At 71.5% G+C, this 14,772-nt stretch carries 15 protein-coding genes; 11 read left to right on the top strand and 4 right to left on the bottom strand.

Annotated features, from left to right (window positions below):
* Positions 1 to 14 precede the first annotated feature (14 nt).
* The 9 genes from WMF34_RS27920 (at position 15) to WMF34_RS27960 (ending at position 8,644) form a co-directional block, all read left to right on the top strand.
* Positions 15 to 878, top strand: a complete 864-nt coding sequence (locus WMF34_RS27920; RefSeq protein ID WP_437989691.1) for a hypothetical protein — start codon at positions 15 to 17, stop codon at positions 876 to 878.
* Positions 875 to 3,073 carry a hypothetical protein gene (locus tag WMF34_RS27925; protein ID WP_437989692.1) on the top strand — a complete coding sequence of 733 codons (2,199 nt, stop codon included), beginning with the start codon at positions 875 to 877 and terminating at the stop codon, positions 3,071 to 3,073. Before WMF34_RS27920 ends, WMF34_RS27925 begins: the two co-directional genes overlap by 4 nt.
* Before the next feature lie 5 nt (positions 3,074 to 3,078).
* Complete coding sequence (locus WMF34_RS27930) at positions 3,079 to 5,655, top strand: helicase HerA-like domain-containing protein (RefSeq protein WP_437989693.1); 2,577 nt, start codon at positions 3,079 to 3,081, stop codon at positions 5,653 to 5,655.
* Between the two features lie 97 nt (positions 5,656 to 5,752).
* Positions 5,753 to 6,100 (top strand): hypothetical protein, encoded by a 348-nt coding sequence (locus WMF34_RS27935; protein WP_231864280.1) that lies wholly within the window; start codon positions 5,753 to 5,755, stop codon positions 6,098 to 6,100.
* A gap of 238 nt (positions 6,101 to 6,338) precedes the next feature.
* Positions 6,339 to 6,830: a hypothetical protein gene (locus tag WMF34_RS27940; protein WP_437989694.1), complete on the top strand. Its 492-nt coding sequence runs from the start codon at positions 6,339 to 6,341 to the stop codon at positions 6,828 to 6,830.
* Between the two features lie 2 nt (positions 6,831 to 6,832).
* Positions 6,833 to 6,988: a helix-turn-helix domain-containing protein gene (locus WMF34_RS27945; protein WP_080599010.1), complete on the top strand. Its 156-nt coding sequence runs from the start codon at positions 6,833 to 6,835 to the stop codon at positions 6,986 to 6,988.
* 68 nt (positions 6,989 to 7,056) lie between these two features.
* Positions 7,057 to 7,428 (top strand): hypothetical protein, encoded by a 372-nt coding sequence (locus WMF34_RS27950; protein ID WP_012238042.1) that lies wholly within the window; start codon positions 7,057 to 7,059, stop codon positions 7,426 to 7,428.
* Complete coding sequence (locus tag WMF34_RS27955; protein ID WP_012238043.1) at positions 7,425 to 7,955, top strand: hypothetical protein; 531 nt, start codon at positions 7,425 to 7,427, stop codon at positions 7,953 to 7,955. The genes WMF34_RS27950 and WMF34_RS27955 overlap by 4 nt, the downstream gene beginning before the upstream one ends.
* Before the next feature lie 47 nt (positions 7,956 to 8,002).
* Positions 8,003 to 8,644 (top strand): hypothetical protein, encoded by a 642-nt coding sequence (locus WMF34_RS27960; protein ID WP_437989695.1) that lies wholly within the window; start codon positions 8,003 to 8,005, stop codon positions 8,642 to 8,644.
* Between the two features lie 64 nt (positions 8,645 to 8,708).
* Here the strand turns inward: WMF34_RS27960 and WMF34_RS27965 are convergent, their stop codons facing one another.
* Together WMF34_RS27965 and WMF34_RS27970 are read right to left on the bottom strand one after the other, a co-directional pair.
* Complete coding sequence (locus WMF34_RS27965) at positions 8,709 to 9,062, bottom strand: DUF1428 domain-containing protein (RefSeq protein ID WP_012238045.1); 354 nt, start codon at positions 9,060 to 9,062, stop codon at positions 8,709 to 8,711.
* Positions 9,063 to 9,269: 207 nt separating this feature from the next.
* Complete coding sequence (locus WMF34_RS27970) at positions 9,270 to 10,115, bottom strand: helix-turn-helix domain-containing protein (RefSeq protein WP_437989696.1); 846 nt, start codon at positions 10,113 to 10,115, stop codon at positions 9,270 to 9,272.
* A gap of 413 nt (positions 10,116 to 10,528) precedes the next feature.
* Between WMF34_RS27970 and WMF34_RS27975 the strand changes: the two genes are divergently transcribed.
* Together WMF34_RS27975 and WMF34_RS27980 are read left to right on the top strand one after the other, a co-directional pair.
* The gene (locus WMF34_RS27975) at positions 10,529 to 11,773 is read left to right on the top strand and encodes a hypothetical protein (RefSeq protein WP_012238047.1); all 1,245 of its coding nucleotides are present in this window, start codon (positions 10,529 to 10,531) and stop codon (positions 11,771 to 11,773) included.
* Between the two features lie 104 nt (positions 11,774 to 11,877).
* Entirely contained in the window at positions 11,878 to 12,009 is a 132-nt protein-coding gene (locus WMF34_RS27980; protein ID WP_269454197.1) for a hypothetical protein, read from the top strand.
* 10 nt (positions 12,010 to 12,019) lie between these two features.
* Here WMF34_RS27980 and WMF34_RS27985 read toward each other — a convergent pair whose 3' ends face one another.
* Entirely contained in the window at positions 12,020 to 12,949 is a 930-nt protein-coding gene (locus tag WMF34_RS27985; protein ID WP_437989697.1) for a YkgJ family cysteine cluster protein, read from the bottom strand.
* A 240-nt stretch (positions 12,950 to 13,189) separates the two neighbouring features.
* Positions 13,190 to 14,662 carry a protein adenylyltransferase SelO gene (locus tag WMF34_RS27990; RefSeq protein WP_437989698.1) on the bottom strand — a complete coding sequence of 491 codons (1,473 nt, stop codon included), beginning with the start codon at positions 14,660 to 14,662 and terminating at the stop codon, positions 13,190 to 13,192.
* Positions 14,663 to 14,772: the final 110 nt, after the last annotated feature.

The following is a 14,772-nucleotide window of genomic DNA, read 5'->3' on the forward strand; positions in this document are numbered from 1 at the left end:
CGCCGCCCTCGCCGGTGCCGAAGCTCCTCGGCGTCCTCGAGTCCCAGAAGCAGCTCGGCGGCGCATCGTACCCACCCACGCTCGAGCGGCTCGCGGAGCTGATGGGTGAGAAGCCCACGAAGACGCTCAAGGCGCTAGAGGAGGCCACGGCGCGCGCGCTGCTTTCCCGTGAGGCGGTGAGCAGGAAGAAGCCAGCACCCGATACCACGCTCGTGCTTTTCGCGGAGGACCTGGAGGCGGTCGCGCAGTCCGATCGGCTCCTGGAGGTGCTGCTCCAGTCAGCGCGGAAGCCCGATGCTCCGGCGGTCGAGCTGGCGAAGCTCTCCGAGGGCCTCCTTCCCGCCCTGGGCCGCGCGTTCACGAAGGCTCTCGAGCAGCGCGTCGCCGAGCGCACGCTCCCCCGCACCATCGGCGCCTTGCTCGGGAAGAAGCCGCTGCTCTTCTTCCTCGCAGACGCCGTCCTCCCGGCCGCCGGCGCGCCGGCGCGGCCCGCCGCGATCGCGGCCGACGGCGCTGCCCGCCGCGCGGCCCCCGACGGCGCCGGCAACGCGATCTCCAGCGGCCCCGGCACCTCGGCAGCCAGCGGCCCCGGCGCGCCGGCCATCTCCTTCGCCGATCGCTTCGACGCCGCCTTCTCCTCGCTCGACCGCGCCTCCGGCCGCCTCAACTACGTCACCCTCCACGCGCTCCGCGCCGCGCTGCCGGACATCCCGCGCGACACGTTCGACGCGGAGCTCGGCGCGCTCCGGCGGCAGCGGCGCTACTCGCTCGATCCGTCCGACGGCCGCCACCACCAGATGGCCGAGGCGGAGCGCGACGCCGGCATCATGGAGGCCGGGAATCTGCTCGTCTACGTGGCGCGGAGGGACGACGCATGAGCGAGGAGCCGACGTTCGAGCGCTTCCTCGCGGCGGTCCGGGGCACCAACCCGTTCCGCAGCCACCGCATCACCGACGTCGGGGGCGGCGAGGCCACGGTCGAGTCGATCCACAAGAGCGCCTTCACCAAGCTCGTGCGCGTCGTGCAGGACGCCGCGAAAGAGCCGATCAGCATCGGCGCGCTGCTCATCGGCGCGCCCGGCGTCGGCAAGAGCCACCTGCTCGCGCGGCTGTTCCAGTGGGCCGGGGAAGACAGGGCGACGGTCGTCTACCTGCACAACATCCTCGCCTCGCCCGAGCGGATGCTCCGGTACGTGCTCAACGCGACCGTCAGCGACCTCGCGGGGCACCGCGGCAGCGACTACACGCAGTCGCGCCTCTACACCGTCCTCAACCGCGCCCTCATCCGGACAGGCGCGCTCAAGGGCCGCAAGATGATGACGGGGCCCAGGGAGATCGAGGCGCGCAAGGAGGCGCTGGCCCGCCTCGGCGCCAAGATCGACCCGCAGAGCGCCGTCATCCCCGTGCTCAACGCGTTCCTCACCGGGACGTCGCACGCGAGCCTCGGCGACGCCAGCGCCGAGAAGCGCGCCCAGGCGGCGGTGCTCTGGCTCTCCGGCGAGACGCTCGGGCCCGACGAGGCGCGCCTGCTCGACCAGGCGGCCGGGGAGGACGGCCTCGCGCTCGCGGACGACGCCGCGGTGGAGCGCGTCCTCCACGTCCTCGCGCACCTGTGCGCCCTCGCCGAGCTACCGCTCGTGCTCTGCCTCGACCAGATCGACAACCTCGACGCCGAGGCCGTGCGCGCCCTGATGTCGTACGCGCACGCGCTGCTCGACCGGGCGAAGCACCTCGTCGTGATCGTGTCGGGCGTGAAGCAGTCGATGCTCTCCCTGCGCACCGGCGAGGTGATCCCGGCGGCCGCCTGGGACCGCATCGCCGAGCGGATCCTCGAGCTGCACATGGTCTCGCCGGAGGAGGCCCGCGCCATCCTCGAGGGCCGGCTCCACGCCGCGCTCTCCGGCTTCGAGGAGAAGGAGATCGAGGAGCTCGACGCCGCGCGCAAGCGCGATCGGCTCTTCCCGCTCGGCAGCGCGTGGCTCGAGCGGCGCCTCGACGGCGTGCAGGAGCTCCGGCCGCGGGACGCGATCCTCTGGGCGCGTGACCGCTGGGAGGCGCAGCAGGATCGGCTCGCGGCCGTCGGCGGCAAGCGCTGGCTCAAGGAGTGGCCCGACCTCGACGGGAGCGGACCGAAGCCGCCGGCGCCGAAGCTGGAGGACGTCATCGACGCCGAGGTGAAGAAGAAGCTCGTCGAGGGCACGACCCGCCGCCGCCTGCAGCAGGCGTCGCTGCCGCCCGACGAGGACAACCTCGCAAGCCTGACCCACCACCTGCTCGCCACGTGCGCCGGCAAGGGGGCCTCGACGCTCCTGAGCGTCGAGCACGCCACCGCGAAGAAGCGCGGCAAGGCCGCCCCCGCGCACCACCTCGTGGCCAGGGAGAAGCGCGCGGACGGCGTGATCGTGACCACCGGCGTGACGTTCCTCTGCGCGCCGAGCGGGCACGGCGCGCGGCTGCCGCTCCAGCGCATGGTCGAGGACACGAAGCACACCGACAAGCGCATCCTTGTCACCGACGAGGAGCGCCGGCCGCTCCGGCTCGGCGGCGCCGGCAAGGCCGCGTACGACGCGCTCTGCAAGCTGGGCCGCCAGCGCTTCCTCCACCTCCACCTCGACTTCGCCGGGCACGCGGAGCTCGACTCGCTGGTGGGGCTCCTCGGCGCCGCGAGGAGCCATGATCTCGAGATCGAGCACCCCCGCGGGCAGTACCGCAAGGTGACCGAGGCCGAGGTGCTGGCGTCCTTCGAGCGCCAGAGCCTCCTGCTCGCGCACCCGCTGCTGCGCGAGCTGCTCACCGAGGAGATCGTGAAGGGCGGCGGGGACTCGACGCCGCCCCCGGCGTGGGATCCTCAGCAGACGCGGGAGCACATCATGGCCGAGCTGTCGTGGCGCCTCGGCCTGATGGCGAAGGAGCTCGCGCAGATCTTCGCGAGCCGCAAGAAGCTGCACGAGAAGCGCTTCCCGGAGGTGTGGTCGCACATCAAGAAGACGGCGCAGGCGCTCCATGACGAGGGCCACGTCCACGCGACCGCGACCGACGACGACCTCTTCGTCCAGCTGCGGGGCAAGAAGTGAGGCTCGTGCACGTCAACGTGACCCAGCTCCGCGTCGCGGCGACGTGCCCGAGGCTCCACTGGTTCGACGCGCGCGCCACGGCCGAGCGGCAGGACGGGCGGACGGTCGTGAGCCGCATCTGGCGCAAGGGCGGGGAGGCGCCCGGCTGCGGCGCGCTGTTCCACACCGCGGTGGAGCGCTTCAACGCCGCCGCGGCGAGCTCGGACGAGGTGCTGGCGGCGCTCGAGGCCGCCGGCGACGCCCCGGGCCTCCAGCAGGCGCTGATGCGCTGGTTCAACGCCTCCTGCCTGAACCTCGACGCGCTCGCGGCGCGCCCGGTGCCGCTGCGGCTGGGCTTCATCTCCGCGGTCCAGCTCTACATGGAGGAGCTCGCTCGGCTCGCGGCGCACGCGAGGGCCGCGGGCCTGCCCGCGGCGGAGCTCCGGGCGCAGCTCTTCGGGGACTCGCGCAAGCGGGTCGACGTGACGTTCCACGTGGGGGAGGACGTCCACGTCCACGTGACCGGGGCGATCGACTACGTGTACTTCGATCCGCGGCTCGGGAAGCACCGCATCGTGGACTACAAGCTCACGCCCGCGACCTCCCCGAACAGCGATCTCTTCCAGATCTTCACGTACGCGCTGATGCACCACCACCAGCACGGCACCCGGCCGGACGTGGCGGTGTTCTACCTGCACCCCACCCGCAGCGTGCGCGAGGCGCGCTGGGAGGAGATCGAGGCGAAGCGCGGCAAGGTCCACGAGCTCATCGCCAGCATGGTGGCCTGGTCCGACCACGCGGTGGGCGCGGGCGGGCTCGCGCCGCCGGGCGACCGCACGTACTGCGGCGGCTGCAAGCACGAGCGCTCCGGGGCGTGCGTCGCGCAGCTCGGCCACAAGGACGTGGGCGCGTGGGACAGGCGCTGGACGGCGCTCGAGGCCACGCGCGGCGGCGGATCGCCGGACGCGCGCGAGCCCGCCGCGGCCAGCGCGCCGGCGGCGGACGAGCCGGCCGCGGGCGAGCCGATGGTGGAGGACGATCCCGAGCTCGACGAGGCGCTGGCGGTCGTGAAGCCGGCCGTCGAGCGCCCGAAGCCGGCGCCGGCGCGGGGCCGCGGGCGAAGGGCGCCCGCGGAGGCGCCGCCGGGCGGTACCAGCGCCAGGCCGGCGGAGGCGCCGCCTGGCGGTGGCAGGCCGGCGGAGGCGCCGCCAGGCGGAGCCAGGCCGGCGGAGGCGCCGCCGGGCGGAGAGCGCTCGACCCCCGCGGCGCTCGACGCGGGAGCGAGGCCGCCGGAGGCCCGCGCCGCGAGCGTCACCGGCATGCTCCTCGGCTTCGACGACGGCGGCTCGCCCGTCTGCGTGGACCCCGCGGTGCTCCGGACGCACGTCTCGGTCGTCGGCGCGGCGGGGAGCGGCAAGACGTGGATGGCCAAGGTCATCGCGGAGGAGGCGCTGCGCGCCGGTGTCCCCGTCGTCGCGATCGACCCCCAGGGCGATCTCGTCCAGATGATGGAAGCGCGCCCGCCGTCCGACGTGCCGGCCGAGCTGCACCGCGCGTGGGAAGAGCTCCGGGAGCGCATGGAACCGCGCATCCTCACGCCCGGGTCCTCGCACGGCCAGCGGCTCTGCCTCGACCCGCTGCGGCTCCCGAGCGCGGGCGAGCTCTCGCACATCGCGAACCCCGCGCTCCGCGCCGAGGAGGAGGAGGGCTTGCTCGTGGCGGTGGCGGCCAACCTCGTCAGCCTGTGCGCGTGCGGCGGCGAGGAGGAGTCGCAGCGCACGTTCCTCTACCAAGTGCTGCGGCACCTGCCGCGCGCGGCGCCGGTCCGGCTGAGGGACATCGTGGCCGCCGTCACCGCGCCCGAGGACCTCGGCATCGACGACGTGGACAGCCTGATCCGCAAGTCCGAGCGCGAGCGGCTCGCGCGAAAGCTCAACACGTTCGTGCAGGGCCCGTCCGCGCGGCTCTTCTCGGGGGGGACGCGCCTCGACTTCACCGAGCTGCTCCGGCCCTCGAAGCCCGGGCGTGTCCCGCTCAACGTCGTTTACCTGAACGCGCTCAGCAACGACGACGAGAAGCACTTCTTCCTCGCCGCCCTCGCGACGGAGCTGTACCGCTGGATGATCACGACCGTGGACGCGACCTCCGGCGGCGTGAACCTGCTCTTCTACATCGACGAGGCGCGCGACTGGATCCCGGCCGGCGGTAGCAAGCCGCCCGCCAAGCAGCCGCTCATCCGGCTCTTCACCCAGGGCCGGAAGTACGGCGTCGGCTGCTTGCTGTGCACCCAGAGCCCTCGATCGGTGGATTACAACGTGTTCGGCAACACGAGCACGAAGCTCATCGGGCGGCTCGAGGCGGCCCAGGACGTGGAGCGCGTGATCGACTGGTTCACCATCGAGGGCGGGGCCCCTCCGTGGGTCGCCGCGCGCAAGGGGGCGCCGAGAGGGAGCTTCGTCGCGCGCTGGCCCGACATGCCCGCGGAGCTCGCGGGCCGCGCGTTCAAGGGGCGAACGCTCTTCACGCGCCACGCCGGCGCATGGTCGCCCGACCGCGTGGAGCGGGCCGTCACCGAGGCTGGGCTCCGTGGCACGGGCGGGTGACGCGCCGGGCGCGGGTGGGATCGAGGCCTCCTCACCAGCAAGGCACTCCTCGGCATCGAGGTAGGCACGACGGTGGTGCATGGACCTGGATAACCCCGTGATTCGACTCTGTGCGGAGGGCACCCGGGCCGAGTTCGAAGGCAGGAAAGAGGACGCCCGGGAGCTCTACCGTCAGGCGTGGGCTGCCTGCAAGGACGACTACGACGCCTGCGTGGCGGCGCACTACGTCGCACGGTTTCAGGACACGCCCGAGGAGGCGATGTCGTGGAATCGAGAGGCGCTCGTTCGCGCAAGGAAGGTCGACGATGAACGTGTCCAGAGCTTCTACCCTTCGTTGTATGTGAACCTCGGCCGCTCCCACGAGCTGCTTGGCAACCGAGAGGAGGCCGAGCACTTCTACCGGCTCGCGGCCGAGCTCGGCCTCGAGCATCAGCCGGACGAGTAGGGATCGCGACATCCCCAGAAAGCCCGCGACACGAGGTGCTTCCATGAAGAGCGCGCTTGAAAGACGGAGGCGGTTTCTTCTGATGCTGTTCGCGGCGCTCTACGGGTGCCAAAGAGCACCCTCACAATCGAACGAGATCTCAGCCGCGAGCGCGGCGGCCCCCGAAAGCGGCACGATCGCACCGGCACAATCACACGCTCCACCGGTCGCCGGTCAGGCCGCGCCCTCGAAGAACGAGGTGGCCGACCGGCTGGCCGGCATCGGCCCGGGCGAGGAGCGTGAAATCGGCGCAGGCGTCTTCATGGTGATGCACAGAGTCCAGGCCACCGAACCGCTCGGAGATGGCTGGCACCTCGCGCGATCGACGGAAGGCGCCTTCTCCGTGGAGCTGCCGCTCCCGTTCAACGACTTTCGAACGCGCGCCGGGGCGACCGAAGACGTGGAGCTGCGCACGCACACGGTCGGCGGAAAGACGCCTGGACGGCTCGCCTTCAGCGCGAGCTGCATGGCGCGGCGAGATGGAAAGCTCGGGCCGGAGGGGCGCGCGCCCGGCCGTGACAGGCTCGAGGTGAAGGGAACGCCGCCGGCGGCACACCAGCGGACGGTGGATTTCGAGGACATGACCTGCTTCCTCATCGTCGAAGCCCAGGGCTCGGATCCGCTACCGCCCGAGGCCGATCGGCTGCGCTTCCTCCGGTCGCTCGAGCGGACAGGAAAGCCGGTCTGGTGAGAATGCTTATCGCGGGCGAAAGGCCACTTCATTCCAACGCTTCGGTCTTCGAGATCGCGGGCGCCGTCGGCTACGAGTCGGAGAGCGCGTTCAGCGCGGCGTTCAAGAGGACGATGGGCGAGTCGCCGCGCGCGTATGCGCGTAGACGTCGGGCGTAAGGCCGTTCGCCATCGCTCGATATCCGACCCGCTTGCCGGCGCGCCCGCGGCATGCCTTGATCGAGCGCATGACGACGGGGTTCTTCGAGGCGCGTGGCTTTCGTTTCCGGCTCGATCGCGAGGGCGCCGAGGTGAGCGGGGCGCCGACGCGCGCGGTCCAGGCCACCATCGAGCCCGACCAGGCCAGCCTCGACGGTGACGAGCCGCTGGCCGAGCTCCTGGGCCGCCGGCTGTCTGCGCTGCTCGGCGCGCCGGTGAGCGACGAGGAGGGGATCTTCGATCTGGCGGTCGAGCGCGACGGGGTCGTGGTCGCGGCCGTGCAGCTCTCGTGCGGCGAGGACGACGAGGACGTGCTCGAGCTGCTCGGCGAGCGATCGTCCTCGCTCCCGGTGCGCGCGCTGGTCGAGGCGCTGGTCGAGGCGCTGCGGGGTCCCGGATGACGGCGCGCGCGGCGCGCCAGCACGCGGTGTCAGCCCAGGTGACGCCGATCGAGGACGGGTTCCTCGTTCCGCCCGGACATCCCGGGGCGGGTGAGGTCACGCCGAGCCGCTTCGTCATGCTTCCGGTCCCTGGCGTCGAGCACAGCCCTCAGTACTTTCGCTACAGCGCCGCGCTCCAGGGCGACCCCCGTGCCTTCGAATTCTTCGTCCTGATCGCCACGCCTGGAGGTGATCCGTCGGCCGCCCCTGGAGCGCTCCCCCACCTCGAGCGCGCGTTCCCGTCCGCGACTGTCGCTCTGCTGCTCGATGCTCGGACCGGCTGGGCTCGCGCCAGCGCCTCTGCGCTCGAGGATGCAGGCCGCAAGGACCTCGCTGCCGGCTGCGTGGCCGCCGTCCTCGCCGGTGCGAGCTGGGACGAGTCCGACCCCATCCTCGTGGCGCTGGACGAGGAGAACTTTGCCGTGAGCCTCGTCCACGAAAGCGAACGATGGCATGCGGTCATTCGAGCTCAAACGGCTCCGCCGTAGGGCCCAAGAGAAAGCGCAGCGCCCCCGCCAGCGGTACCCTCTCGCCGATGCCGCCCACCCTCCCGAGCCCGCCCTCTGGCGGCCCCGAGTCGGACATCGAGAACGCCTCGGCTCGGTACAACGACGGAGCGCCTGGGCCCGGCACCGGCTTCGTCGACGAGCTGAGGAGCACGAGCACCAGGATCCGCACCATGCCCCTCGTGACGCGGCTGTTCTCCTGGGCGTCCGCGCTCGGTGTGGTGACCCTGGTCGCGCTCCTCTACGATCGACTCCCTGAGCTGCTCCCCGTCACGCGCTGGTCGTCGGCGCCGCGTTCTCTGCTGCTCGCGTTGCGCGTCCCTTCCATCAACCTGATGTCCCTGGTCCTCATCGAAGCCCTGAGCCGGGCGCTTCTCAGGAGCTCGCCCCAGGCCGATGCGCAGGGCGTGGCGACGGCCCTGTTCTTGACGATCGGAATGAAGGCGCTGCTCGAGGGGGCTGAGCTCTTCCTGCTGCCCACGAGATCTCCCTTGATCCCGTGGGCCCTCGTCGCCGCGGTGGTCGGCGGAGTCGGCGTGGCAGTCGCCCGCGGGCGCCGGATCTTCCTCGGTCCCGCGCGGCAAACGATTCATTTCGATCGGGTCGAGAAGCTCGTCGCCGCGTTCGCCATCGCCAGCCTCGTCGCTCTCCAGCTGGCACCGGCGTTCTGATGATCTCCGCCGCCTGGCCGAGCCGGTCCTGGAGGAGCCGGGCTCGCGGACCGCAGCCCGCCGATCAGACGTCGACGATGACGTCGAACCCGCCGTAGATCATCCGCTTTCCGTCGAAGGGTGAGTCCTCGTTGTTCATCTGCATGCGCGGGTCCTCCATCACCTTCTTGTTGCCCTCGTCCCGCGCCTCCTTCGAGGGCCAGACGATCCACGAGAAGACGACGACCTCGCCTTCCTCCGCCTTCACCGCGCCCTTGAAGTCGGTGATCTTGCCGTCGGGCACGTCATCGCCCCAGCACTCGACGACGCGGATCGCCCCGTGCTCCTTGAACACCGCCGCGGCCTTCTCGGCCAGATCGCGATAAGCCTGCTTCTTGCCCGCGGGCACGGGCACAACGAAACCGTCGACATAGCTCATCGTGGTTCTCCTCTCGTTCAGCCCCGCTCCGAACGGACCACCGCCGCGACCCGCGCGGCGGCGTGCCGACCAGCTCGAGGGTCGGGGTGATGCCCCACGCGCTCGACGAAGGCAACTTCGCTGCAAGGCCGCCTGGCGGCCGCGCGCGAGGGCTCACGGCGCTCGATCGGGCCGGAAAGCGCTCGGCGCGACAGGCCTGCCGGACGATCACCCAGGGCGAGGCAGCGCGCGCTCGCGGGCGCGCCACGCGGCCGGAGCCACGCCGTGGCGGCGGCGGAAGAGGCGGCTGAACTGGCTGGCGTCGGCATAACCGACCCGCTCGGCGATGATCTCGACGAGCTCGTCCGTGTCGCGCAGGCGACGCCGCGCCTCGGCGAGGCGGCCTTCGAGGATCCACGCCACCACGGAGCGGCCCGTCGACCGCTTCACCGCGGTCGTGACATAGGCGGGGGATCGGTGCACCGCGCGGGCCACCTCACCGAGGGTCAGCGGTCCCAGACAGCGCGCCTCGATCACGGCGAGCGCCTCGGCGACGATCGAGGGGGCCTCGGGGGGAGCTGCCTCGCGCGGGGCGGCGCGCACGATCTCGGCGAGCAGGAGCCCGAGCAGGCTCTCGGCCACGACGGGCAGCATGCCCGAGGACCGCGACAGCTCACGCTCGAGCTCCTCGAGCAGACCGAGCACGTGGGGCTGCCTGCTGGTCGGCAGCTCGACGACCGGGAACGCCCCGCGCCGGACGCGATCGAGCGGCGCGAGCAGCTCCTGAAAACGATCGTGAGGGAGGCACGAGCGACAGAAGGCCACGCCGCGCATATCCACCTTGCTCGCCGTGAGCCACCGGTGGGCATCGCCGGCCGGGATGAGGTGGACCTGGCCAGCCGTGAGCTCCAGCTCGCCGCGGTGCTCCACCCGCATCCGGCCGCCGAGGTGAAAGGCGAGGACCGAATAGGTGTGCACGGCGGGGCGCTGTATCGAGCAGATCTCCGGCGCGCGGCAGGCATGTACATGGATCCCGCCGGTCTCGAGGGCGTCGATTGTAAGCTGCGACTCCATGGCCACCGTCGCAGGGTAACACGCGTTGACGGGGCAGGCTCCTGGACCGGCCTGGCCTGGCTCCCGAGGCTCCCTCGGTCCGGCAGGCGACGCGGTGTCACACAGCGGCGGAACCCAGCGCGCATCGGCGACCTGAACCCCACGGAACGCACACCACGGAGAACGACTCGAGCACGGCTGAGCTCCCTTGACAGCTGGGGACCGATTCGTTTGTTCTGAAAATCGCGAGGTCACCTGGGGGTCCTCTTCGCGGCGCGCCGCAACCTCGCGCGGACGCCCGAATCACCGCGATCTAGATCCAACATGATGGCTGCGCGCCCGGCTTGGGCGCGCGTCCCTCGACCGGCGCGTTCACGACACCGTGCTCGTTCCGGGCGACGCTCCCCTGTCAGACTCATTATCAGGGAGGGTTTATGAATCACACGTTCAATTCCCATCAAGGCATGTTCATGGCCTGTCTCTTCCTCCTCATCCCGCTGCTGGGGGCCGCGGGTTGCGCCGGGCAGGAGGAGTGGGGCTCCGACGAGCTCGTCGCGGTCGCCGCCCAGGCGCACCGGGTCCAGAGCGGCGAGCAGCTCTTCGAGAGAGCGACATTCGGCGGCAACGGGCGCCGCTGCGTGACCTGCCACAGCGAGGAGACCGGCACGATCTCCCCGGCGGACGTGCAGGCGCGGTACGCGGCCAACCCGAACGATCCCCTCTTCCGCCCGATCGACAGCGACGACGGCGTCGGCGACAGCTACACGCGGCTCCTCAACGAGGCCACGATCCGCTTCGAGTTCCCGCTGCCCCCGAACGTCTGGATTTACGACGACCCCGCGGCCACGAGCGTGACCATCTTCCGAGGCGTCCCCTCCGTCAAGAACTCGCCCGCGCTCGATCCGCTCATCACATTCGATGCCCGTGAGCCCGACCTCGAGACGCAGGCCGCGAACGCGATCCTGGCGCACTTCGAGCCGACGGTCACGCCCACGCGGCGGCAGCTCGAGAAGATCGCCGACTACGAGCGGACGCTGTTCAGCTCGCGAGAGCTGCGCCGTTACGCGCACGGCGGGCCTGAGCCCGAGCTGCCTCGCGGCCACACGCGGTCCGAGAAGCGCGGGCGCAAGCACTTTCTCCCGAACGGCGTCTGCGGCCAGTGCCACAGCGGGCCCATGCTGAACACGAGCAGCGAGCAGTTCCCCTTCGGGGCGTTCACCAGGATCACCGGCGTGCTGACCGGCTTCTCGGGCGAGGTCCTCGGCACCTCGGAGGTGCGGCCGACGCCGAACCCGATGCATCGCTATGCCATGGCCTGCCCGTCGGACGGGAGCAGCCTCCTCTGCTCCAATCCGGACCTGTTCTTCCCGCTCATCGCCGTCTACCAGCCGAGGCTCGAGAACGGCGTACTCTCGATGCTGGCCGCCGATCCGGGCTCCGCGCTCGTCCTCGGCACCCTGGACGTCCTGGGGGACGGCAAGACGACCTCCCTCTGGGGCATCAACGAGACGGCGCCCTATTTCCATGACAACTCGGCCCCTACGCTGGAGGACGTCATCCACCACTACAAGCTGGCCTTCGAGGCCGCCCCGATCCTGGCCGCCCCGATCCTCGGGGGACGCGCGACCCTGACCGCCCAGGAACAGGCGGACATGGTCGCCTATCTCAAGCTCCTCTGAGCGGAGGGCCCCTCCGCCGTGCGGGCCGGGGGCCTCCCGCGGCCCGCGCGGAAAAACAGAGCCCGCGTTGAGCGGAAGCCGGCGTACCCATCAACAAGCTTTACGTGACGCTGATGAACGCCGTCGGGCGCACGGCGGAGGGCGGTGAGCCCGTCACGGAGTTTGGAAAGCTCGACAGCAGGGACGCTGAGGCCGGCATCACCAAGCCGGGCGAGCTCACCGAGCTCAAGGCCTGAGGCGGGGCGTTCAGGGCTCCCGGCCGGGCGCGAGACCCACCGCTGCGATGAGCTCGCCCAGGCCGGGATCCGTCGCGTCGCCGGCGCTGCGCGCCGACTCGAACGGCCGCTCCCCGCGGATCCACGCGTCGGCGAGCGAGTCCGGCCCGTTCAGGAGCAGGTGCATCGCCGCCGTCAGCTCCAGCGGGCGCATGTCGAGGCGGAAGAGCTCGGAGAGGCTGAGCTGCAGGCCGGCGCTGATGGCGTGGACGCCGCGAATGGGCTCCATGAACGAGCGGCCCCCCACGCCGCGCGCCAGGAATGCGGCGCGCGCCTCGGGGTCCCGCAGCCTGGTCGCGCACTCTCCTGCGTCGAGCGAGTTCATCCCTCGACAGGAGAGCGGTCGAACCTCGTAGATCGAGCACCGCCCCGACCGCAGGAAGGGGCAGGGGTGGTCCGGCGAAAACCGCTCTGCCGACGGCAGGCTCTGTGTCCTGTCGTGGCACCCGGACACGTGCTGAGCCACGCGCGCGAGCTCCGCGTCGGACAGGGTCGACCTCAGGTGGCCGGCGATCGCGAGCGCCTCCGGCGGAGTGACCCCGACCGATTGATGGCAGCAGTGATCGCAGCCCGCCCTGCACGCCACCGCGCCATCGGGCGCGCGCGCCAGGAGCCCCGCCGCGAGCCGCGACGTGGCTGCCATCGCGTCCCGCGCCAGCTCGACCGCGCCATCCACGCTCGGCTCCCCGCGCAGGGCGGCATACGCCGTGTTGGCCGCGGCCGCCGCGATGTCGTTCTGCCAGGCCTCCCGGAACACCGGGCTCCTGAGCGCCACGCGCTCATGCCCGCTCGCGGGGTCGCGGAGGACCGTGAGATGCACGCGGCCCGCGGCGTCCTTGCGGGCGTCTCGCCGGGCCTTCTTTCCTGACGCGGGGCGAGGCTTGCCTTTCCTCTGACTCATGGTGGCCGGTTGCTGGAGGGTGGTTGCCGCCCGAGCGCTCGAAGAATCCGTAGTTTATCACCCCGCCGAAACGTCCGCCAGCCCTCCTACGCGTTAACCAAGCTTCCCGTCGCGTTCTCCCACATCCTAGCGTTTACGTTTACGTTTACGTTTACGTTTACGTTTACGTGGTCGTGAACGTTTATGTTGGGAACCGACCGTTACGGAGACTCCCTGAGATTCCTCGCTGTCCGAGAATGGTCAGGTCCCGCAGAACGTGTATTGCACGCGCTCGTCCAGCTGCGGGGGCTCGCTCAGATGCGCGTTCTCCGGCTGATCGTCGTACGGTCGCTCGAGCACCCGCACCAGCGTCTCGAACGGCTCGAAGTCGTCACGCAGAACGGCCGCCTGGATGAGCGCCTCGATCCGGTGATTGCGCGGGATGAACGCCGGGTTGACGAGCCGCATCGCGCTCGCGCGCGCCTCGGACGTGATCTCCTCGCGGGCGAGCCGCCGGCGCCACGACTCGGCCCAGTCGCGGAAGGCGCCGGGCTCCGCGAACAGGGCGGCCACCTGCGCGTCGGCCGCTGGATCGGCCGCCGACGCGCACAGCCGCCGAAAGAAGACCGTGTAATCGACGCCGTTCGACGCGAGCCGCTCCAGCAGATCCGCGGCGAGCGCGAGATCTCCCTCCTCCTCGCGCGCGAGCCCCAGCTTGGCCCGCAGGACACGCGCGTGGGCCGCGACGAAGAGCGCGGAGAAGCGCTCCACGCGCTCGGTCGCCAGGCGGACGGCCTCCTCCTCGCCCTCGGCCAGGAGCGGCAGGAGCGCCTCGGCGAGCCGCGCCATGTTCCATTGCGCGATCCGCGGCTGGTTCCCGAAGGCGTACCGGCCGCCCCGATCGATCGAGCTGAACTTCTTCGCGGGATCGTACTCGTCGAGGAACGCGCACGGCCCGTAATCGATGGTCTCCCCGGAGATCGACGTGTTGTCGGTGTTCATCACGCCGTGCACGAACCCGACGCCGAGCCAGCGCGCGACAAGGGACGCCTGCGCGTCGACGACACGCTCGAGCAGCGCCAGCGCGTCGTTGCCGCTGCCCATCGCCTCGGGGTAATGCCGGGAGAGCGCATACGAAGCCAGCGTGGCCAGCGCCTCGCGGTCGTCCCGCGCGGCGAAGAACTGGAACGTGCCCACGCGGATGTGGCTCGCGGCCACGCGCGTGAGCACCGCGCCGGGGAGCACCTCCTCGCGATAGACCGGCTCGCCCGTCGTGACCGCGGCGAGCGCGCGCGTCGTCGGCACGCCGAGCGCCGCCATGGCCTCGCTCACGACGTACTCGCGCAGCACCGGCCCGAGCGCCGCTCGCCCGTCTCCGCCCCGCGAGAACGGCGTCCGCCCCGCGCCCTTGAGCTGGAGATCGCGCCGCTTGCCGTCCCTGCCCACGACCTCGCCGAGCAGGATGGCCCGCCCGTCCCCGAGCTGGCTGACGAAGCTGCCGAACTGGTGCCCCGCGTACGCGAGCGCGATCGGCTCCGCGCCCTCGGCCAGCGCGTTGCCCGCGAGCACCTCCGCCCCCTCCGCCGAGGCGAGCTGCTCCGCGTCGAGCCCGAGCACCTCCGCGAGCGCGCGGTTCACCTTCACGACGCGCGGCGCGCGGACCCGGGCGGGGGAGACGCGCGCGTGGAAGCGGTCGGGAAGGCGGGCGTAGGTGTTGTCGAACGGGAGCTTCATCGGCGAACCTTACGCGCGGAGGTGCCGCCGCTCAAGCCGCCGGAAGAGCCCGCCGCCAGGCCGCGCCACGGCGCCGCGGAGCGAGCGACGCTGCGCCGTTCGCGCGAAGG

The sequence above is a fragment of the Sorangium sp. So ce145 genome, assembly GCF_051525985.1.
In the GTDB taxonomy this organism is placed as follows: Bacteria; Myxococcota_A; Polyangia; order Polyangiales; family Polyangiaceae; genus Sorangium; species Sorangium cellulosum_B.